This window comes from Lysinibacillus sp. AR18-8 (assembly GCF_001705465.1).
GTDB lineage: Bacteria > Bacillota > Bacilli > Bacillales_A > Planococcaceae > Lysinibacillus > Lysinibacillus capsici.
The window spans coordinates 62,237-82,005 of sequence record NZ_MDGU01000026.1 but is presented as its reverse complement, the minus strand read 5'-3'; the positions used below and the strand labels follow the sequence as shown (position 1 = coordinate 82,005).

Genomic DNA, 19,769 nt, shown 5'->3' with positions numbered 1-19,769 from the left:
GAAGACCACGGAGATCTACACGCGTAAGATCGTCGGCAGCGTCAGATGTGTATAAGAGACAGGGTCATACTAAGTGCAGTAGATGAATTTACATCTACTGCACTTTTTAATTTACTTGATATTTAGATTTATAACAAAGCTATAATAAATGAAAGCCTACACAGAAGGATTAAACTGTGTAGGCTTGTTGTTTTTCAAATTAGCGATTAAATTTTTCGTCCTTTTCCATATGGGATGCAAAGAGGTGTACCAAAGATTGGATCTGTCGTCATTTGGCAATCAAGGTCAAACACATGATTAACTAAATCAGTGGTCATAATTTCTTCTGGTTTCCCTTGACGATAGACACCACGGTCACGCACTGTAATAATATGATCGGCATAGCGACAAGCAAGATTAATATCATGTAGTACCATAATAATAGTTCGCTTTTGCTGTTGGTTCAATTCGAATAGTAAATCTAAAACGTCTATTTGATGAGTTAAATCTAAGTATGTCGTAGGCTCGTCTAAAAGAATGATATCTGTATCTTGAGCAAGCGTCATAGCTATCCAAGCACGTTGACGTTGTCCTCCTGATAGCTCATCTACTGGTCTATCTTGTAAATGCTCTGTACCTGTAGCTTTTAAAGCGCTTAAAACGATTTCTTCATCCTTTTCAGTCCACTGTTGTCGCCAACTTTGGTAAGGATAGCGACCTTGTTTCACAAGTTGTAGGACAGTTAAGCCTTCTGGTGCAACAGGAGATTGAGGAAGAATAGAGAGGTTTTTAGCCACTTGTTTTGTAGATAATTTAAAAATATCCTCACCGTCTAATAAAACGGAGCCTTTTTTAGGTTTTAATAATCGAGCAATGGAGCGTAAGAGTGTGGATTTACCACAGCCATTCGCTCCGATTAATACAGTAATTTCATTCAAAGGAATAGATAAATTGAGATCTTCGATAATATTGAAATCACCATAACTTAATGTTAGAGATTTGGTTAATAAAGATTCAGTCATGTAGTATAGACTCCTTTATTTTTTAGGGTTTCTAAATAATAAATAGATAAAGTAAGGAGCACCGATAGCAGCAGTAAAGACGCCTGCGGGTACTTCTAATGGGCTAAATGCTGTACGACCTATAATATCTGCAACCATTACAAGCAATGCGCCAATTGCAGCGGATGCTGGAATAAGTACACCGAACGATGAACCAACAATGCGTCGTGCAATATGAGGAGCCATTAATCCTACAAACCCAATAGCACCAGCAAATGCTATGGCACTCGCTACTAAACTGGAGCATAATAGAATTAAGTAAAGGCGTGTTTTTTGAACAGGCTGCCCTAGGCTTGATGCTGTATCATCACCTAATTCTTGAACATTTAACTGCCGAGTAATAAAAAAGGTTATAAGTAGAAGTACAAAAATCAATGGAACAACGATTTGTACTTGATCCCAATCCGAACTTTTGACACTACCCGTAATCCATTTATTCGCTTCACTTGCTTGATAAATTGGGCCGATAATCATTAACATTGTAGTAATTGCTTGCATGAATGCCGACACGCTAATACCGATTAAGACAAGACGATTTGGTGTGACACCATCTTTCCAAGCAAATAGGTAGACTATACATCCGACGATAGTAGCCCCTATGAATCCTGCTAATGGCAACCACTCTATACTAACTGTTAAAGAGTGATTAGAATCACTGAAAATGGCTAAGAAACCAACAACCGCTGCCCCACCACCAGCAGATATGCCGATTATATCAGGTGAGGCAAGTGGATTTTTAATGATTCCTTGTAAAACTGCACCTGCGACGGCTAATGCCATTCCAGCAAACAAGGCCATGAAAATTCGAGGCATTCGAAAATCAATAATAATCAGTTGATCAAAATCTGAGCCGTAACCAAAAAAAGCTTGTAAAACTTTAAATGGATTGATGAATGAATCACCAAATGATGCACTAAGAAAGAAAACGGCAAGAGTTAGTATGCAAATCACTGTTAATTTTTTTATAGCTTGTACATCTATTAAAAATGAAATTTTTTGTTGAAGTAAACGAATTGTTTTTACATGTTTCATTATTTTTTTCCACCTTTTCGCGCAAGGTAAATAAAGAATGGTGTGCCAATCATAGCAGTCATGACGCCTACTGGAACTTCTTGTGGCATGATAATATAACGAGCCGCAACATCAGCCAGCAATAAAAGTATCCCCCCAAGTAAAGCAGCCATAGGAATAAGCCATCGATGATCGGTGCCGACAAACTTGCGCGCAAAATGGGGAACGACAATCCCTATAAAACCAATGGGGCCAGCAATTGCAACTGCTCCACCTGCTAAAAAAATAACAATAAGACCGACCAATATCTTCATAAGTCCTAAACGTAAACCAAGACCTCTTGCTACATCATCGCCAAGAGCAAGAATATTCATTTTGGGGGAAATGATGAGGGCAGCAATCCACCCAATTACTAGATACGGTAGAACAGATAGTAGAATTTCAAGTTTTCTACCTTGTACAGAACCTGCTAACCAAAACAAAACTTGATCAAGCTCTGCTTCATTTGTAGCGAGTAAACCTTGTGTAAATGATGCAAATAGGGCACTGATGGCAGCACCAGCTAAAGTTATTTTCACTGGAGTAACAGCATCTCTACCTGAGAAACTAATCCCATAAACGGATAAAGCAGCGATTGCAGCACCAAGAAATGCAATCCACGCAAAAGATTGCAAGCTTGAAATGTGGAAAAAAATCATGGCAAAGACAACAGCAAAGCCTGCTCCTGCATTAATGCCAAAAATTCCAGGAGAGGCTAATGGATTTTTCGTTAAGGTCTGCATAAGCACGCCTGTAATAGCTAATGAAGCACCAACGCAACTGGCTATAAGAGCTCTTGGAATTCGAACATTTTGAATAATAAGATGCTCATTTGAATTGTTAAATTGTCTAAAAGATTCATACGTAGTTTGAATAGAAGTATTTGCATAACCATACACAATACTGATCCCCATAGAAAGAAGTAATAGTATGACTCCTACTAGTAAAGCAATCATTTTAGAATAATTATTTTTTAATATCATATTTAACGTGTACTCTTTTCTTGGAAAATTAATAAATTAGTTATTGACTTTGATAGTTACATACAATACGATTAATATCGTTCTTAGACAGATGAAAGTGATTTTCATTCTCGTCAAATATGCTTAAATATTTTATCATATACAATGGAGGAAGAAAAGGTGCAAAAAGCTTTTCAAAAACTATTAGTTTTACTAGCTGTGGTTGCTATTTTTGTTCTGGCAGCATGCGGTACTTCTAAAGATAATGCCAAAGAAGAAAGTACAAAAGAAAGCAATGCTTACAGTGTTGACCATGCAATGGGGACAACTGAAGTAAAAGACACACCAAAACGTATCGTTGTTTTAACTAATGAAGGAACAGAAGCATTATTAGCTCTAGGTATTAAACCAGTAGGTGCTGTTCAATCTTGGACAGGCGATCCATGGTATGATCACATCAAGGATCAAATGGAAGGTGTAGAGGTTGTCGGTATTGAACATGAAATAAATATCGAAAAAATTGCTTCTTTAAAGCCAGATTTAATCATTGGCAATAAATTACGACAAGAAAAAGATTATGCTAAACTTAGCAAAATTGCTCCAACTGTGTTTTCTGATACATTACGTGGTGACTGGAAAGAGAATTTTAAATTATACGCTAAAGCAGTAAATCAAGAAACAAAAGGTGAAGAAGTTCTAAAAGCTTACGAAGATAAGTTACAAGCTCTGAAAGAAGAACTTGGAGAACAAACCAACCAAGAAGTTTCATTTGTACGCTTTATGGCCGATAAATCTCGTATCTATTACACAGATTCATTCTCAGGTGTGATTTTTGATGCTTTAGGATTTAAACGTGTTGCAGCGCAAGCAGATTTATTTAAAGATAATGCTAAACTAGGAAACTTAGCGATTGAAGTAGGGAAAGAAGCGATCCCTCAAATGGATGGGGATGTTATTTTCTACTTCACGTACATGCCAACAGGCGATGATTCAGCACTAGCAACTGAACAAGAGTGGACACAAGACCCGATTTGGAAAAACTTAACAGCAGTCCAAAAAGGCAATGCACATAAGGTGGATGATGTCATTTGGAATACGGCTGGAGGCATTTTAGCTGCGAATATTATGCTAGATCAAGTGAAAGAAATCTTTGTTAAATAATTTTCTTATAAACTATACATTTATCGATGTTCGATAAATGTATAGTTTTTTTACTTCCTAATATATACTCTCCTGGTACTTTAAAGTTAGATAGACTATGATGTAGATATTGACCATAAATTGAGGGGGATGGCGATGAAGGAAAAATTAAGGTGGGTTTATAATCAGCATTATTTAGAGCAAGATCATATAAAACAAGCAACAGCAATACTTCCATATTTTTCACTAGATCAAGTGAGGAAAGTTGGTCAATTTCAGCGTACATATGAGCAATTTGAGAAGACACCACTCCATCATCTTGAGGCACTATCTTCATATATAAATGTAGAAAAAATTATGATTAAAGATGAATCTTATCGATTTGGTTTAAATGCCTTTAAAGTTTTAGGAGGTATTTATGCAATTGCGCAATATGTTGCCAATAAGCTTGGAAGGAATATAGAGGAGCTATCGTTTGAACAGTTAAAAACTCCAGAAGTAAGAGCGCAAGTAGGCAATTTAACATTTATTTCAACGACTGATGGAAATCATGGTCGTGGTGTGGCATGGGCTGCAAGAGAACTGGGTTTTCAAGCAAGAATATATATGCCAGCTGGTAGCGCCGCTGAGCGGTTACTGCATATTAAAAGTGAAGGGGCTTTTGCTGAAATTACGACAATGAATTATGACGATACTGTTCGTTATACCTCACAGCTTGCACTAGAAAATGGTTGGGTTTTGATTCAGGATACAATGTGGCAAGGCTATGATGAAATTCCATTATGGATTATGCAGGGGTACACAACCCTTGTACAGGAGATTGTTGAACAGATACAGCAAGCCCCAACACATGTATTTTTGCAAGCTGGTGTGGGGTCCTTTGCCGGAGCAGTAGTAGCATTTTTACAGCAATACTATGAGCAGGAAATTACATTTGTCTTGGTTGAGCCACATGTCGCTAATTGCTATTATGAAAGCTTTAAGAAAAATACAGATCAATTTGTCACTGTTGGTGGGGAGATGCAAACTATAATGGCAGGTCTTGCTTGTGGTGAACCGAATCCACAGGCTTGGCAAATCTTAAAAGCCTACACAAAAATAAGTATCTCCTGTGAGGAAGAAATAGCAGCATCAGGTATGCGCGTTCTAGGAAATCCTTTAGCTACAGACACTCGCATTATAGCTGGTGAATCAGGAGCGGCGCCATTTGGTTGCTTTTATGAAATAATGACTAATGAACAATATAAGGAATTAAAACATGCCTTGCACCTAAATGAACAAGCAAGGGTGCTGTTTATTAATACAGAGGGTGATACAGATAAAGAGAGTTATCGAGAAATAGTTTGGCATGGGAAATATGCGAATCAATAGCAAACTAGTGATTTACTAGTTTGCTATTTTCATTTTGTAAAAGGATTTGAAAGTATAATTAAGTTTAATTAAATTTTTTTATTTTAACTCTTGACCTTAACGTTGCGTCAAAGCTTACAGTAGCATTAGTGGAGGTGATGAGATGGAATATACCATTCAGGAGCTTGCTCAACTATCGGGCGTTAGTACAAGAACATTGCGTTATTATGATGAAATTGGATTGCTGAAACCAGCAAGAACCAATGAGGCAGGTTATCGATTTTATGGCCAATGGGAGGTCGATATGTTGCAGCAGATTTTATTTTACCGTGCTTTGGATATGAAATTAGCGACAATTCAGGCTATTATTCAAGCACCAAATTTTCAGCATGCTGAGGCGCTCAAAACACATAGAGCTGCTTTGCTTCAACGCAAAGAGCAGTTGGAAACGATCTTACAGACAGTAGAAAAAACAATACAATCCATTGAGGAGGAACAACCAATGTCTAATGAAGAAAAATTTAAAGGCTTTAAAGAAAAGTTAATTGAGAATAACGAAAAGCAGTACGGCAAAGAAATCCGTGAGAAATATGGGAATGAAACAGTGGATGCATCCAATGCTAAGCTTATGAACATGACGGAGCAACAATATCAAGCGATGCAACAGCTAGAACAGCAAATGTTTGAACGTTTAGCAGAGGCAATGAAACTTGGAGATACAACAAGTGACATTGCGATGGAAGTTGCAGAGTTGCATAAACGCTGGCTCAACTTTACGTGGAAAGAGTATTCCAAAGAGGCACATGCAGGGCTGGCACAAATGTATATTGCTGATGAACGCTTTACAGCTTATTATGATGAGCGTGGTGAAACAGGAGCAGCGCAATTTTTGCATGACGCCATTATAGCTTATACAAGTAAGTAAATAGGTCTTCCTTATGCTGACATGTTTTAGAAATCGTAAAACAGGAAAAAATGAAAGCATGAGGAGGAGATTATTGTGGATCAACAGGTAATGCAACAATTAAAAAGACAACTAGAGCAAGAATTACAAGAAATAGAACAACGAATAGAAGAATCAGAGCGACCTCAAGCGACAGAATTATCGAATTATGATAATCATCCAGCTGATAATGCAAGTGATTTAACGGATCAGCTTACAGAAATGGCTATTGATGAGCATCGTGGTGATAATGCTGAAGAAATAAAAGAAGCTCTTCAAGCAATGGCAGACGGTACATATGGCAATTGTACAGTCTGTGGTAAAGAAATTCCGATTGGTCGCTTAAAGGCAATGCCGCAAGCTCTGACATGTGTGGAACATGCAGAAAAGAAAGAAGACAATTTACGACCAGTGGAAGAAGATGTTCTTTCTTCGACACCAAAATCAGATGATTTTATTGAGCTGGAGGAATTCGGCTCTTCTGATACACCACAGGATAAAATTTAGTAAGTTTTTCCTCGCAGAAGCAGTATAATAACTGTAGAGGTGAGGATATGAAGATTATTGATTTACATTGTGATGCGCTTTTAAAGTTAACTACTCTTGAAACGGCTAATTTTGCTGAGGATGTACGAATACATGCTAATCAAAAAAGATTGCAATTAGGGCAAGTAGAGGCGCAAGTGTTCGCTATCTTTATTGACCCAAAAATCCCACAAAATTTGCAATTTCTTGAGGTCATGCGCCAAATCGAAGCATTCCATACTCACGTATTACAAACAGAGGGCATGGTGCATATTACAGATTGGGCACAGTTAGATCAATTAGCTCCCCACGAAATAGGAGCCATTTTAAGCTTAGAGGGCTGTAGTGCCATTGGCGAAGATTTAACAAAACTGACAGCTGTACTGGATGCAGGGGTGAAGTTGGTAGGTTTAACATGGAATGAAGAAAATGCTGTGGCCCATGGTGCTGAACAGGATGCAACTCTTGGTTTAAAGCCATTTGGTAAAGAAGTTATACAATTATTAAATGAACGCGATATTATTATTGATGTGTCCCATCTAAATGAGCAAAGCTTTTGGGATGTCTTGCCGCTTGCAAAGCATATTATTGCAAGCCATAGTAATGCACGTGCACTATGTGATCACCCGCGTAACTTAACTGATGCCCAGGCAAAGGCACTTGTTGAGGCGGGAGGACATATCCATGTAGTTTATTTCCCACTCTTTATAGGCAAAGGTGCAACACTAGACCATTTAGTGGGGCATGTGGAGCATTTAGCTAAACTGGTAGGTGTGGAGCATATTGGATTAGGCTCCGATTTTGATGGGATTGATAGGACTGTCAGTGGCTTAGCCCATGCAGGAGAGGCACAAAATTTACTAGAGGCATTACGTACACGCTTTTCAGATGAAGAAGTGTATGGTATTGCAAGCCAAAATTTCCGACGCTATGTAAAAAAAGCAGCAACCCGTTAAGGCTGCCGCATCTTAATAAAAGAAATAATGAATTAATAAACCGATTCCTAATAGGAAGCCGAAGAATGTATTTGTTTGCGCTGTATATTTCATCGCAGGCATTACCTCTTTGGCTTCTTTTTTGTCTCGGAAAATTTGAATGGCACGTAATGGTTTTGGAATACTTAGGAAGATGATTAATGCCCAAAAAGTAATACCATCAACTGCTACAAGAGCAATCACCCATAAATAAGAGACGATAAAAAAGCCTGATAACACGGAAATTGCATTATCACGTCCTACCAAAATAGCTAAGGTTTTTCGTCCGCCTTCTGTATCGCCAACAATATCACGTATATTGTTCGATAGCATAATGGCACCGACTAAAATCATGCTTGGTACAGAGAGCAAGACAGCATCTAGTGTTACTGTAAGCGCTTGAATATAGAAGGCAATTAATACAATGCCCATCCCCATTACTGCGCCAGAAACAATTTCACCAAATGGCGAATAGGCGATTGGGTATGGTCCACCTGTATATAAAAAGCCAATAAGCATACAAACAAGTCCGACAACAGCTAACCACCAAGATGTTGAGGTACATATGTAAATGCCAAGAAGCATGGCAATAGCATAAAAGCTTAATGCAATCATCATAATTGTTTTTGGCTGTACACCATGACGGACAATCGTTCCGCCAATCCCGACGGAATGCTCGTTATCTAATCCTAATTTGTAATCATAATATTCATTGAACATATTCGTTGCTGCTTGTATAAGCATACTTGCAATGAGCATAGCAAAAAATAGTCCAAAATCAATTGTTTCTTTTTCAATTGCTAAGGCAATTGCTGTTCCTAGGAATACAGGAACAAATGAAGCGGTTAAAGTATGTGGACGTGTTAAATGCCACCACACTTTAAAACCCCTATCAGCTTCAATGACTTTGGTCATAAGGTCTTTCTCTCCTTCAAATGTTGTCGACTCTTCTTATTTTAAACGAAGATTGAGAAAATGGGTAGGTTCACAGCTTATTACATACTGTTTAATGAAAAAAAGTGATACAATAGAACATGCATTTATGAACTGAAAATAAAAAAGAACAATTAGCAACAGTACGAATAACGTGTTGCCAACTAAAATATGATGTGTTATTTAACCATCATTCATTATGTACATTGCAACAACGGAGGTAATTTTCATGCAACAGAAGTGGTACCAAGCCACAGAAGTAGAAGTGGACTCTTTGGGCCAAAGCCTTCATTTTTATATGGAAACAATTGAAGTAAGTCGCCTATCTGCACTGGCGTTCTATGCAGCTGGCGAGGAATGTTATAAAGGTGAACGATTTTATTGGCAAAATAGAGAAAAAACAATGACATTAGTTGGGCTAGGACATGCTCATACTATTCAAAACAACGCTAAAGAAAACCGCTTTGATGCAGTTGAAGCGGAATGGAAAAACATAACGAAAAACTGTCCAAAAGGTCAACAAGCGTTACAACCAATTTTGTTTGGCGGTTTTACATTTGATCCTCAAAATAATGTAGACGGGGAATGGACGGATTTCCCAGAGGCTTATTTTGCATTAGCAACGTTTCAACTGGTGATACGCGATGATAAAGCATACGTAAGTATTCACCTTTTGACACAAGACCAACAGGCTGAGGATCAGTTCGAAGCGCTAAGAAAAGAGCGCGATCATTTAATCCATGCAGCTCAGGTTAAAGAAGTGAAAACGTATACAAAACCTGAAATCATAAGTTATTTTGAACCATATAAAGAGCCTTATTTAGCCTCAATCGATCAAGTGACAGCATTAATTAAACAGAAAAAGGCAGATAAAGTGGTCATTGCACGATCACTTGCTTTGCAATTTAAAGAGTATGTATCCGCACCACAAGTACTTTCTCAAATTATTCATGAACAACCAGAAAGCTATTTATTTGGTTTAGAGCATAGACATTTATTATTTTTCGGAGCATCACCTGAACGACTTGTGAAAGTAGAAGATGGTCGAGCATTTTCTTCTTGTGTTGCTGGCTCAATTAAACGAGGTAAGACTGCAGAGGAAGATGAGGCTTTTGGACAAAGTTTATTAAATGACCCTAAAAATGGCGGAGAACATCAGTATGTTGTGGATATGATTGCGGAAACATTCCGTAAAAATTGTGTGGACATGACGGTGCCAGATAGACCACGCTTGTTAAAAATACGAGATATTCAACATCTGTATACGCCTGTTGAAGGTCAGTTAAATCAGGATGCAACAATCTTACAATTGACTAAATCATTACATCCAACACCCGCTTTAGGTGGTGTACCACGCAAAGAAGCATTGGCAGCCATCCGTAAATATGAGCCGATGAATCGGGGACTGTATGCTGCGCCAATAGGCTGGCTAGATGCAGAGGGTAACGGTGAGTTTGCAGTTGCCATACGTTCAGCAGCCTTACTAAATGATAAAGCTTATTTATATGCAGGCGGTGGAATCGTCGCAGATTCAGAACCGCAATCTGAATATGAAGAAACATTAGTAAAATTCCGTCCAATGCTTCGTGCGCTAGGGGGACAATTACATGAGTGAACGAAAAATACTAACAGATTATGTTTATAAAATGGTCGCATCGCTAGTGCAAGCTGGTGTAGAGAATGTTGTCGTTAGTCCAGGCTCACGTTCAACACCGCTTGCTTATGCGGTTGCTTCTACTAAACAAGTAAAAATGTATCGGCAGGTAGACGAGCGCTCAGCAGCATTCTTTGCGCTAGGGCTTGCTAAGGCAACTACTAAGCCTGTGGTTCTTTTATGTACATCTGGTACAGCAGCAGCTAACTATTTTCCTGCGATTGTGGAGGCAAGCTATGCACGTGTACCATTAATCATTATAACAGCTGATCGCCCACATGAATTACGTGAGGTAGGCGCCCCACAGGCTATCAACCAACCCAATTTATATGGTTCACATGTAAAGTGGAGTGTTGATTTTCCGTTAGCAGATGGTGCTGAACCAACATTGCCTTTTATTGAGCGTCATCTTGCTCGTGCGGTAGCCATTGCCACGAGCGCACCTTTTGGACCAGTCCATATTAATGTACCTTTCCGTGAACCACTATTAATTGATTTACAGCAGGAGCTACCAGCAGTGACGTTTAAGCACAGCAGTATGGGACAATTAACCCCAACACGCGGGGATCAACAGGAACTATCCTCTATTATACAATCAACTAAAAGAGGTTTTATGATCATTGGTGAGTTAGCTCTTGGTACAGAATTATCCATAGTTTGGGAATTTGTACGTCAGCTGAAGTGGCCTGTCATTGTTGAAAGTTTATCGAATATGCGTACATCCGTACCAGAGGATTGTTTACCATTTATCGTGACAACCTATGATGCCATTATGAAGAGTGATGACTTCAAAGCACTGGTACAACCAGATACAGTAATCCGAATAGGGGCACAACCAGTTTCGAAGTTTATAATGCAATTTATTACAAAGTCACGCCCAAATGCGTATGTGATTATCGATGAAGACCCTATGTTTAGAGATGCTACAGGCGTATCTACGCATTTTATTCATGCGAATGTCAATCAGTGGCTAACAGAATTAGCTATCACTGAAACGGCTATCGAGGAAACATACTTAGCCGAATGGCAAAAAGCAAATCAGCTTGCTTCTATGTTTATTGAACAATACGCAGAGGTAGAAAAAGATGAAGGGGCTATAGTCAGTCGTTTACTCAAAATGATTCCTGACGGTAGTGATATTTTCGTTAGCAGTAGTATGCCAGTACGGGATATTGATACATTTTTATTGGCTACACCGAAAGATTTACGTGTTTTTGCCAATCGAGGAACGAACGGGATTGATGGTGTCGTATCAACAGCAATCGGTTTCAGTCAGGGAAATAATCGAGAAAGTTATTTACTGATTGGTGATTTAGCCTTTTTACATGATGTGAATGGACTCATTGCTTCCAGATATCAGGAATGTAACTTAACGATTATTGTGATGAATAATGATGGCGGTGGTATTTTTTCCTATTTACCACAGTCAACTGTTGAAGATCACTATGAGGATTTATTTGGCACACCAACAGCCCTTGAATTCCGTGACATTGCACATATGTATGATATGGACTATGTACGTGTGGAAACAATTTCTGAGCTTTCTGAGAAATTTTCAACATGTAAAAACCATTCTTTACGATTAGTTGAAATATTTACAGATAGAACCGAGAATGTGAATGCACATCGAGGTTTATGGAATCGAATTAATGCGGAGTTAAAAGCATGACAAAGTGGATGATTCGTGGTCTTGAAACCCATGTAGATATATGGAATGAAAACGGTGAATATACAGTCGTTGCCTTACATGGATTTACTGGTAGCTCAGCAACATGGCATAATCTAGCACAAGCTCTACCTCATGTGCGTGTTATTGCCGTTGATTTAATTGGACATGGTCAAACAGCTATTCCACAGCACGTACAGCGTTTTTCTATGGAGGAGCAATTACAGGATTTAGAACAACTATTTTGCCAGCTTCATTTAGAGAAATTTACGCTGTTGGGCTATTCAATGGGTGGAAGAATCGCTTTATCCTATGCCATTTCGTATCCAGCTCGTATACATCAGCTCATTTTAGAAAGTGCATCTCCTGGCTTGCGAACAATGGAAGAGCAAAATGAACGTTGTAAGCGAGATGAAGCACTAGCGCAAAAAATAATGACGAATGGTGTACTGTCCTTTGTCAATGCTTGGGAAAGCATACCGCTTTTTGCTTCACAGCAACGTCTACCTAAAACTGTAAGAGAAACTATTCGAGAAGAGCGACTATCACAGAAAGAAGAGGGGCTTGCTGGTAGCTTGAGAGGTATCGGGACAGGCGTTCAACCTTCAAATTGGGATAGATTGTCGCAACTAGAAATACCTGTCCTGTTAATTACAGGTTCATTGGATGAGAAATTTTGTAAAATTGCACTAGAAATGAAAGCGCTATTAAATACTGTTAAGCATTTAACAGTAAATGACGCTGGACATGCAATTCATGTGGAAAATCCCGCTGAGTTTGCTACAATAGTAGAGGAGTATTTAACGTAATATACGATTACGTTAGCGCCTCGCTAGAAACGAGACGAATTTAATGATATAGGAGGCAATTCAATGACACGTCAATGGACAACATTACATACTTATGAAGATATTAAGTATGAGTTCTATAACGGTATCGCAAAAATTACGATTAACCGTCCAGAAGTGCGTAATGCATTCCGCCCAAAAACGGTAATGGAAATGATTGACGCATTCTCACGTGCACGCGATGATAAAAATATCGGTGTTATTATTCTAACTGGTGAAGGTGAACATGCTTTCTGCTCAGGCGGAGACCAAAAAGTTCGCGGTCACGGTGGCTACGTAGGAGAAGATGAAATTCCACGTCTAAACGTTCTTGATTTACAACGTTTAATCCGTGTAATTCCAAAACCTGTAGTAGCAATGGTAGCTGGCTACGCAATTGGTGGAGGTCACGTTTTACATGTTGTCTGTGACTTAACAATTGCAGCTGACAATGCTCGCTTTGGACAAACTGGACCAAAAGTAGGTTCATTCGATGCTGGTTATGGCTCAGGCTATCTTGCTCGTATTATTGGTCATAAAAAGGCACGCGAAATTTGGTACCTATGCCGTCAGTACGATGCACAACAAGCACTTGATATGGGCTTAGTCAATACAGTTGTGCCTTATGCGCAATTGGAAGATGAGACCGTTCAATGGTGTGAAGAAATGCTTCAAATGTCACCAACTGCACTACGCTTCTTAAAAGCAGCGATGAATGCAGATACAGATGGTTTAGCAGGTCTTCAACAAATGGCTGGAGATGCTACACTTCTTTACTACACAACTGATGAAGCAAAAGAAGGCCGCGATGCATTCAAAGAAAAACGTCAACCAGATTTCGGTCAATTCCCAAGATTCCCTTGATTAGTAGGGGGTTTAAAGCTCGTATCTTTTGGAGATACGAGCTTTTTATATGTCTTGAACAGAGGGGAGATAAAAATAGGGGATAGAAGTGGCTAAAAGGTGGATAAAACTCAATAGATGAAGGATAGAGGTATTCATTAAAAAGCTAGATACTACATGGATAATAGACAAACTATATGGGAAAGCGTTAAGATGTAGGGTGATTGGAGTGACAAAGATGTATCCTAACTGGATTTTACAAAGAGCTTATTTAACACCTTTCCGTAAGGCACTTACTTTTAAAAAGCAAAGCTGGACTTTTCAAGAATTGAATGATGAATCGATAAAACGTGCTCGACAATTAGTGACACTCGGTATTCAACAGGGTGATCGAATTGCTATTATGGGGCCAAGTAAGCCTGAGCTTGTAATCATGATGTATGCCTGCATGCATCTGCAATGTGAAATGGTGATGCTTAATCGTAGACTATCACAGGATGAGCTGGCTTATCAGCTAGAGGATTCAGAGGCTGTAGCGGTATTAGTTGCCGATGAGGATGTAGAAAAGCTACCATTTGAAACAACCTATCATTTATTTTCAGCAATTGAAAAGGGTGCAGAGGGTGCAGTAGATATTGTCAAGGAATGGCCTCTTCATCAAACAACAACTATTATGTATACGTCTGGTACAACCGGCTTCCCCAAAGGGGTTCGCCAAACAGTTGGAAATCATCAGGCTAGTGCCACTGCCTCCGTTTTAAATATTGGGCTACAGGCTCAGGACGTTTGGCTATGCGCGGTCCCTTTATTCCATATTAGTGGGTTCTCCATTTTAGTGCGTTCACTGCTATATGGAAATCAAATCTTTTTATATGAGCAATTTGATGTGGAATCTATCGCACAAAATATTATGGATGGGGATGTCACCCATATGTCTGTTGTAGCGGTGACCTTGGAACGAATTCTACATACGCTAGAGCAACGCAATGCGAAAGCGTCATCTCATTTTAAGTTAATGTTAGCTGGAGGTGGACCTGTTCCCGTTGATTATTTAGCGAGAGCACATGCGTTAAATTTAGCTGTCGCACAAACGTATGGGATGACAGAAACCTCCTCACAAACAGCCACATTGGCAAGTGAAGATGCTATGAGGAAAATTGGTTCTGCTGGAAAGCCTTTATTTTTTAATCAAATAATGATTGCTGAGCCAAATGCTAAAGGTGAAGGGGAAATTTGCATACGAGGTCCTCATGTCACACCTGGCTATATTGGACGTTTTGCACAAAAAAATGCAACGAAGGCTGGCTGGCTTCATACAGGTGATATTGGTTATGTGGATGAAGAGGGTTATTTATTCGTCATTGATCGAAGGGCAGATTTAATCATTTCAGGGGGAGAAAATATTTATCCTGCAGAAATAGAAAATGTACTACTCACACACCCAGCTGTCAAAGAGGCGGGTGTATGCGGTATGCCTGATGAACAATGGGGTCAGGTACCCATTGCCTTTATCGTGTTAAATGAGCAGGTATCTGTTGAGCAACTAAAGGCCTTTTGTTTACAGAAACTTGCTAAATATAAAGTGCCTAAAGAAATGATTATTACAGACAGTCTTCCGCGCAATGGTGCGGATAAATTGTTGAGACGGAAATTATTACAATAAAAACTTTGTGAAAGAAGTCTTCTAAAAAGGAAGGCTTCTTTTTTATTTGAACTTTTAGCATGAAATTAATCATTTATTAACATAATAAAAAAAGAGAGGCATAAACTATTTAGTAAAGGAGAATGACTCATATGAGGAAATATATATATAATGTTGTCATTATATTATTTGTTCTACAAATGAGTCATGTGCAAGTATTTGCAAACTATGAAAAAGAAGATGTAGCAACAGCTCATTCAATTGAAACACTACAATCTCTCATTAATAAAGAAGTTATGCATCTATCATCCGAATTCTCGATTCGTTATACTGGTGACTTAGCCGAGATAAAAGATGAACTAACAGAAATTACTAAAAATGCAATTGAAAACTCTTATATTTATACTAATATTTCAAGTTTCCAATGGAAGTACGAAGGTTATAGCAATAATATTGTCATTGCCTTTGCATTTACGTACCATCTATCACAAACAGAGGCGTTATTTGTCGAGCAAACTTTGGAAAATATTATTGCACCTATGCATGGATTAAGTGACATAGAAAAACTACAGGCTGCACATGATTTTATTGTATTGTCCGCGGAATACTCTAAGGAAACAGAAGGAAGTCAATATTCTCCATATACATTATTAACGGAGAATAAGGGCGTCTGTCAGGCATATGCTTTAGTGCTATATCGAATGTTAGAAATGCTGGGTTTTGAGGTACAATATGTACCTGGAAAAGTAGGAGAACAGCTACATGCCTGGGTATTAGTGAAACTTGATCATGCTTGGTATCATATTGATGTGACATGGGATGACCCTTTGCCTGATCGTAAAGGAGAAGTTCGCTATCAATATTTTTTAGTGTCGGATCGCCAATTAGCACAAGATCATACATGGGATTATGCAAGTTTCCCTGCTGCAACAAGCGAGAAATATATAGATTTGCAGGAAGAAACAAAAAGACAAAGTTTAGCAACACCTATACAACATCAATTGAATCAAATTATAGGGTTATCAATCATCGGAGAAAATCGGTTAGCCGTACAACAATTAGTGGAACAGCCGATGAAGCTTGTTACTCAAAAAACAAATAAACAAGACAATTTAGTTCAGTTTAACTTTACTGAGTGGCCACCGATGCTAGTAGAAAGTAGTATAATGGCTTTTGTTGTCCTTCAGCCAAAAGCTAAGCATGTGACTAAGCAAAAAACAATGAAGTGGCTAGGGTCTTTTTATCGAACGGAAAAACGGATGCCACAAGAAAAATACGTCATAATAAAGGAGGTGTCCCAATAGAGGGGCACCTCCTTACTCATATTATTGAACGCTTAAAGCTTTTTCTAATGTTTGAATATTTTTTTGCATCAATGTGAAATAGGTTTCCTTATTTTTTTCATCATCAGCTGTTAATACGCTTAAATTATGCAAGACAAGAGATTCTGCACCAACTTCTTTTTGAATAATCTCTGCTAATTTGGAAGAGACATTTTGTTCAAATAAAATATAGTGAATGTGCAATTCATTTGCTTTGTCTACAATCTTTGTTAATTCCTTTTGAGATGGCTCATTTTGTGAATTCAAGCCAGCAATCGGCACTTGAGTTAAGCCGTATTGACCAGCAATATAGCCAAATGCAGCATGGGATACAAAGAATGTTTTATTTTGTGCTTTGTCAGTCATTGCTTGGAAATCTTGATCTAAATCCTTTAATTCTTTTACTAATGCATCATAATTTGTGTTAAAAGTTGCCTCCTGAGCTGGCATTTTTTCAACTAGTGTGTTTTTGATAGCCAGTGCTAAGTCTTGACTAATTGTAGGAGATAACCAAACATGCGGATCGATATCGCCATGCTCATGCTCATCATGTCCATGTTCTTCACCTTCATGTTCATGCTCTTCCTCGGTTGTACCGTGCTCATGCTCATCATGAGCGTCTGCTTCATGTTCTTCCTCTTCTGCATGAACATGTCCTGTGCTTACAGCTAATTTTTCATCTGAAACGTCATCAGCAGTTGCCACCATTGTGACATCTTCGTTCGCTAAAGTTTTTTTAGCGTTTTCTACAAAGCCTTCAAGTCCTAAGCCAATATAGAAAAAGATATCAGCATCTGCTAATTTCATCATATCTTTTTGAGTTGGCTCGAAGGTGTGTTCATTCGCACCAGCTGGGTAAATGGAAGCTACTTCAACATAATCTCCACCAATGCGCTGTGCAAAATAGCTTAATGGATAAACCGTTGTATAAATACTTAATTTATCTTTTTCCTCAGTCTTTTGGGATGTGGACGATTTGTCTCCACAAGCGGCAGTAAATAAAGCAAGAACTGCGACTAACAATAATACAGATAGTTTTTTCATATAAGTAAGATACCTCTCTTAAATAGTAATCATTACGATTTATTTTTTAGAACAGTTATTATAATAACGCACAACTTAAAAAAGTACAAGAAAAAAATGCCCTCCGAAATTAATTCTTTTTCGAAGGCCATTTTTCAGGCACAGGATCAAAGCCACCAGGATGAAATGGATGGCATTTGGATATACGTGTAATGGTTAAGAGGAAGCCTTTAAATGTACCGTGCTTTTGAAAAGCTTCGAGCCCATAAGAAGAACAGGTAGGATGAAAACGACAAGTAGGTGGCGTCATAGGTGAAATAAACTTTCTATAAAACTGGATGAGCCAAATAAAGGGATATTTCATCGTTGCTCTTCCTTTTGCTGAGACGTATGTTGTTCAGGCTTTGGATCAATTGTTTGTGTAAAAATATTATTTTTTTTCTTCATAATAATAATGACAGAAACACCAAACATTAGCATCATCATCGCAATCATAATGATAATTGGTAAAGGTACACCCATTTCTTTCACTCCAAATTCAGTAATGGTATTTAATTTTCCTCTTGATGATAGTTTTGCTTCGGTTTTTCATCAACAGTATGTTTAAAGGCATAGGCACGGTTGACACTGATAATTGTCGCAATGGTGATTAAAATAACGATGATAACTGCGACTATTAAGAGCGTAGTTAAACTCATAGTATTCACTCCGTTCTTTATTCATCATACCTATTATAAATTATCTGGTCCTATTAATTGTGAAGGAAGTTTGACATAAAAGCGAATAAAACACCACCTATCACTCCATACTATGGAAAAAGGAGTGAATCGTAAAGATGGATCGTCAGCGCGTATATTTTTCACTTGCCAATAGAACGTATTATACCAACCCATATGCAGGGCCATGGAATTTCGAACTCAATGTAGATCGACAAGCATTAGATGTATTTGAGAGAATCTTTCAGCAAATGCAACTGTTAGAAATTTCGAATGCATGGCGTGCACAGTTACCATATATACAGTATCACCAAGACAGAGAAAATGATGAAATAGATAAAAGATTAATGAAAATCTATGCACTTGTTCATGAATATGGAGATGATGATACGAAGGCATTCGTTGAGCAGCTTCCTTATTTCAACAAACGTGTCTAGCGAATAGGGGAAAAGGTCACTGAATCAGAAGTGACCTTTTCTTCTATTAACAAATGGCTTTTAAAATTGTAAAAACCGCTTCTCGAGGGACGATGATGGGGATAGTGAGTTGATCTTTAATCATGTTTTTCATTGTTGTGGAATAGCCCATACAATCAAGAATAAGCAAATCGGCTCCTTGCTCTTCTAATTGTTGTGCTTTTGACAATAAATGTTGGTTATCAAAGTGGTATGGGGAGCTTGCTGAAAAAGTTACATCGAACTGTGCTTTTTGCCATTTCTCTGCAACCGTTCGATGTTGTTCGGGTTCGGGGCCTATTAAACCAATGGCTAATTCTGTATGTAAGCCCTTCACTAAATTAGTCATCATACGATCAGGTAGTAAAAGATTTTTATAGGATAATTTATTCGTAAAATCTCCTGTACACATAAGTAGTATCCAAGTGAATTCATGTAGATCATCAATACAGCTTTGAATATAAGGCATGAGCTTTTGTTTACTGAGCTTTACTTGTCGACCATTGGTAAGAAGTGTCACTAAAACATCTGAGTCCTCACGAGAAGGCGAAAGTGTAGCAATTTCCTCTGAGGATAGTGAATCAAGTACACCGAATTCATGAACATGTAAACCTGCTTCTCTTAATTGCTGTATATCCTCTGCCATATCTTTACGAGGTGCCTGACCAATTGTTACAACGGCAATTTTCGAATGTTGCATTGCG

The 19,769-nt window shown here is 38.3% G+C and carries 21 protein-coding genes; 12 read left to right on the top strand and 9 right to left on the bottom strand.

Features of this window, described 5'->3' with window-relative positions; all coding sequences use genetic code 11:
* Positions 1-206: 206 nt before the first annotated feature.
* Genes BFM98_RS18285 through BFM98_RS18275 form a run of 3 tightly spaced genes read right to left on the bottom strand, consistent with a single transcriptional unit; the run spans position 207 to position 3,073 of the window.
* Complete coding sequence (locus BFM98_RS18285; RefSeq protein ID WP_054549894.1) at positions 207-1,001, bottom strand: ABC transporter ATP-binding protein; 795 nt, start codon at positions 999-1,001, stop codon at positions 207-209.
* 15 nt (positions 1,002-1,016) lie between these two features.
* Positions 1,017-2,072, bottom strand: a complete 1,056-nt coding sequence (locus tag BFM98_RS18280; RefSeq protein WP_054549895.1) for a FecCD family ABC transporter permease — start codon at positions 2,070-2,072, stop codon at positions 1,017-1,019.
* Positions 2,072-3,073, bottom strand: a complete 1,002-nt coding sequence (locus BFM98_RS18275) for a FecCD family ABC transporter permease (RefSeq protein ID WP_066038118.1) — start codon at positions 3,071-3,073, stop codon at positions 2,072-2,074. The genes BFM98_RS18280 and BFM98_RS18275 overlap by 1 nt, the downstream gene beginning before the upstream one ends.
* Before the next feature lie 144 nt (positions 3,074-3,217).
* On the opposite strand from BFM98_RS18275, the gene BFM98_RS18270 reads away from it, so the two are divergent.
* From BFM98_RS18270 to BFM98_RS18250, 5 genes are all read left to right on the top strand, one after another.
* Positions 3,218-4,213 carry an ABC transporter substrate-binding protein gene (locus tag BFM98_RS18270; RefSeq protein WP_066038117.1) on the top strand — a complete coding sequence of 332 codons (996 nt, stop codon included), beginning with the start codon at positions 3,218-3,220 and terminating at the stop codon, positions 4,211-4,213.
* Between the two features lie 135 nt (positions 4,214-4,348).
* Positions 4,349-5,563 (top strand): diaminopropionate ammonia-lyase, encoded by a 1,215-nt coding sequence (locus BFM98_RS18265; protein WP_066038116.1) that lies wholly within the window; start codon positions 4,349-4,351, stop codon positions 5,561-5,563.
* 142 nt (positions 5,564-5,705) lie between these two features.
* Positions 5,706-6,467 carry a MerR family transcriptional regulator gene (locus BFM98_RS18260; protein ID WP_048391040.1) on the top strand — a complete coding sequence of 254 codons (762 nt, stop codon included), beginning with the start codon at positions 5,706-5,708 and terminating at the stop codon, positions 6,465-6,467.
* A 75-nt stretch (positions 6,468-6,542) separates the two neighbouring features.
* On the top strand, positions 6,543-6,992 hold the full coding sequence (locus tag BFM98_RS18255; protein ID WP_066038115.1) for a TraR/DksA C4-type zinc finger protein: 450 nt from the start codon (positions 6,543-6,545) through the stop codon (positions 6,990-6,992).
* A 47-nt stretch (positions 6,993-7,039) separates the two neighbouring features.
* The gene (locus BFM98_RS18250) at positions 7,040-7,966 is read left to right on the top strand and encodes a dipeptidase (protein WP_066038114.1); all 927 of its coding nucleotides are present in this window, start codon (positions 7,040-7,042) and stop codon (positions 7,964-7,966) included.
* A gap of 12 nt (positions 7,967-7,978) precedes the next feature.
* Here BFM98_RS18250 and BFM98_RS18245 read toward each other — a convergent pair whose 3' ends face one another.
* Positions 7,979-8,899, bottom strand: a complete 921-nt coding sequence (locus BFM98_RS18245; RefSeq protein WP_066038113.1) for a 1,4-dihydroxy-2-naphthoate polyprenyltransferase — start codon at positions 8,897-8,899, stop codon at positions 7,979-7,981.
* A gap of 247 nt (positions 8,900-9,146) precedes the next feature.
* Here BFM98_RS18245 and BFM98_RS18240 point away from each other — a divergent pair, with 247 nt between their 5' ends.
* The 6 genes from BFM98_RS18240 to BFM98_RS18215 all read left to right on the top strand — a co-directional run bounded on the left by BFM98_RS18240 (position 9,147) and on the right by BFM98_RS18215 (position 16,853).
* Positions 9,147-10,532 (top strand): isochorismate synthase, encoded by a 1,386-nt coding sequence (locus BFM98_RS18240; protein WP_066038112.1) that lies wholly within the window; start codon positions 9,147-9,149, stop codon positions 10,530-10,532.
* Positions 10,525-12,240, top strand: coding sequence for a 2-succinyl-5-enolpyruvyl-6-hydroxy-3-cyclohexene-1-carboxylic-acid synthase (gene menD, locus BFM98_RS18235; RefSeq protein WP_066038111.1), 1,716 nt, complete (start codon positions 10,525-10,527; stop codon positions 12,238-12,240). The genes BFM98_RS18240 and menD overlap by 8 nt, the downstream gene beginning before the upstream one ends.
* Entirely contained in the window at positions 12,237-13,046 is an 810-nt protein-coding gene (gene menH, locus BFM98_RS18230; protein ID WP_066038110.1) for a 2-succinyl-6-hydroxy-2,4-cyclohexadiene-1-carboxylate synthase, read from the top strand. Before menD ends, menH begins: the two co-directional genes overlap by 4 nt.
* Positions 13,047-13,109: 63 nt before the next feature.
* The gene (menB, locus tag BFM98_RS18225) at positions 13,110-13,928 is read left to right on the top strand and encodes a 1,4-dihydroxy-2-naphthoyl-CoA synthase (RefSeq protein ID WP_004225917.1); all 819 of its coding nucleotides are present in this window, start codon (positions 13,110-13,112) and stop codon (positions 13,926-13,928) included.
* Between the two features lie 217 nt (positions 13,929-14,145).
* Entirely contained in the window at positions 14,146-15,570 is a 1,425-nt protein-coding gene (locus BFM98_RS18220) for an o-succinylbenzoate--CoA ligase (RefSeq protein ID WP_066038109.1), read from the top strand.
* Positions 15,571-15,701: 131 nt separating this feature from the next.
* The gene (locus BFM98_RS18215; RefSeq protein ID WP_066038108.1) at positions 15,702-16,853 is read left to right on the top strand and encodes a transglutaminase domain-containing protein; all 1,152 of its coding nucleotides are present in this window, start codon (positions 15,702-15,704) and stop codon (positions 16,851-16,853) included.
* Positions 16,854-16,874: 21 nt separating this feature from the next.
* Here BFM98_RS18215 and BFM98_RS18210 read toward each other — a convergent pair whose 3' ends face one another.
* The 4 genes from BFM98_RS18210 to ytzI form a co-directional block, all read right to left on the bottom strand.
* Complete coding sequence (locus BFM98_RS18210) at positions 16,875-17,915, bottom strand: metal ABC transporter solute-binding protein, Zn/Mn family (RefSeq protein ID WP_066038107.1); 1,041 nt, start codon at positions 17,913-17,915, stop codon at positions 16,875-16,877.
* A 109-nt stretch (positions 17,916-18,024) separates the two neighbouring features.
* Positions 18,025-18,258, bottom strand: coding sequence for a membrane protein insertion efficiency factor YidD (gene yidD / locus BFM98_RS18205; RefSeq protein ID WP_066038106.1), 234 nt, complete (start codon positions 18,256-18,258; stop codon positions 18,025-18,027).
* Positions 18,255-18,416, bottom strand: a complete 162-nt coding sequence (locus tag BFM98_RS24055) for a hypothetical protein (protein WP_004225927.1) — start codon at positions 18,414-18,416, stop codon at positions 18,255-18,257. The genes yidD and BFM98_RS24055 overlap by 4 nt, the downstream gene beginning before the upstream one ends.
* Before the next feature lie 29 nt (positions 18,417-18,445).
* Entirely contained in the window at positions 18,446-18,592 is a 147-nt protein-coding gene (gene ytzI / locus BFM98_RS23685) for a YtzI protein (protein ID WP_004225932.1), read from the bottom strand.
* 137 nt (positions 18,593-18,729) lie between these two features.
* On the opposite strand from ytzI, the gene BFM98_RS18200 reads away from it, so the two are divergent.
* Positions 18,730-19,047: a hypothetical protein gene (locus BFM98_RS18200; RefSeq protein ID WP_009371464.1), complete on the top strand. Its 318-nt coding sequence runs from the start codon at positions 18,730-18,732 to the stop codon at positions 19,045-19,047.
* Positions 19,048-19,093: 46 nt separating this feature from the next.
* On the opposite strand, the gene BFM98_RS18195 is transcribed toward BFM98_RS18200, so the two are convergent.
* A complete protein-coding gene (locus BFM98_RS18195) occupies positions 19,094-19,765 on the bottom strand; it encodes an AroM family protein (protein WP_066038105.1) in 672 nt (223 codons plus the stop codon).
* Positions 19,766-19,769 lie beyond the last annotated feature (4 nt).

Coding starts and splice junctions, on each gene's coding strand:
- BFM98_RS18275 (WP_066038118.1), bottom strand. CDS start 3,073: ATGATATTAAAAAATAATTATTCTAAAATGATTGCTTTACTAGTAGGA.
- yidD (WP_066038106.1), bottom strand. CDS start 18,258: ATGAAATATCCCTTTATTTGGCTCATCCAGTTTTATAGAAAGTTTATT.
- BFM98_RS18285 (WP_054549894.1), bottom strand. CDS start 1,001: ATGACTGAATCTTTATTAACCAAATCTCTAACATTAAGTTATGGTGAT.
- BFM98_RS18280 (WP_054549895.1), bottom strand. CDS start 2,072: ATGAAACATGTAAAAACAATTCGTTTACTTCAACAAAAAATTTCATTT.
- BFM98_RS18240 (WP_066038112.1), top strand. CDS start 9,147: ATGCAACAGAAGTGGTACCAAGCCACAGAAGTAGAAGTGGACTCTTTG.
- BFM98_RS18215 (WP_066038108.1), top strand. CDS start 15,702: ATGAGGAAATATATATATAATGTTGTCATTATATTATTTGTTCTACAA.
- BFM98_RS18200 (WP_009371464.1), top strand. CDS start 18,730: ATGGATCGTCAGCGCGTATATTTTTCACTTGCCAATAGAACGTATTAT.
- BFM98_RS24055 (WP_004225927.1), bottom strand. CDS start 18,416: ATGGGTGTACCTTTACCAATTATCATTATGATTGCGATGATGATGCTA.
- BFM98_RS18210 (WP_066038107.1), bottom strand. CDS start 17,915: ATGAAAAAACTATCTGTATTATTGTTAGTCGCAGTTCTTGCTTTATTT.
- BFM98_RS18195 (WP_066038105.1), bottom strand. CDS start 19,765: ATGCAACATTCGAAAATTGCCGTTGTAACAATTGGTCAGGCACCTCGT.
- BFM98_RS18270 (WP_066038117.1), top strand. CDS start 3,218: ATGGAGGAAGAAAAGGTGCAAAAAGCTTTTCAAAAACTATTAGTTTTA.
- BFM98_RS18265 (WP_066038116.1), top strand. CDS start 4,349: ATGAAGGAAAAATTAAGGTGGGTTTATAATCAGCATTATTTAGAGCAA.
- BFM98_RS18260 (WP_048391040.1), top strand. CDS start 5,706: ATGGAATATACCATTCAGGAGCTTGCTCAACTATCGGGCGTTAGTACA.
- menD (WP_066038111.1), top strand. CDS start 10,525: ATGAGTGAACGAAAAATACTAACAGATTATGTTTATAAAATGGTCGCA.
- ytzI (WP_004225932.1), bottom strand. CDS start 18,592: ATGAGTTTAACTACGCTCTTAATAGTCGCAGTTATCATCGTTATTTTA.
- BFM98_RS18220 (WP_066038109.1), top strand. CDS start 14,146: ATGTATCCTAACTGGATTTTACAAAGAGCTTATTTAACACCTTTCCGT.
- BFM98_RS18245 (WP_066038113.1), bottom strand. CDS start 8,899: ATGACCAAAGTCATTGAAGCTGATAGGGGTTTTAAAGTGTGGTGGCAT.
- BFM98_RS18250 (WP_066038114.1), top strand. CDS start 7,040: ATGAAGATTATTGATTTACATTGTGATGCGCTTTTAAAGTTAACTACT.
- menB (WP_004225917.1), top strand. CDS start 13,110: ATGACACGTCAATGGACAACATTACATACTTATGAAGATATTAAGTAT.
- menH (WP_066038110.1), top strand. CDS start 12,237: ATGACAAAGTGGATGATTCGTGGTCTTGAAACCCATGTAGATATATGG.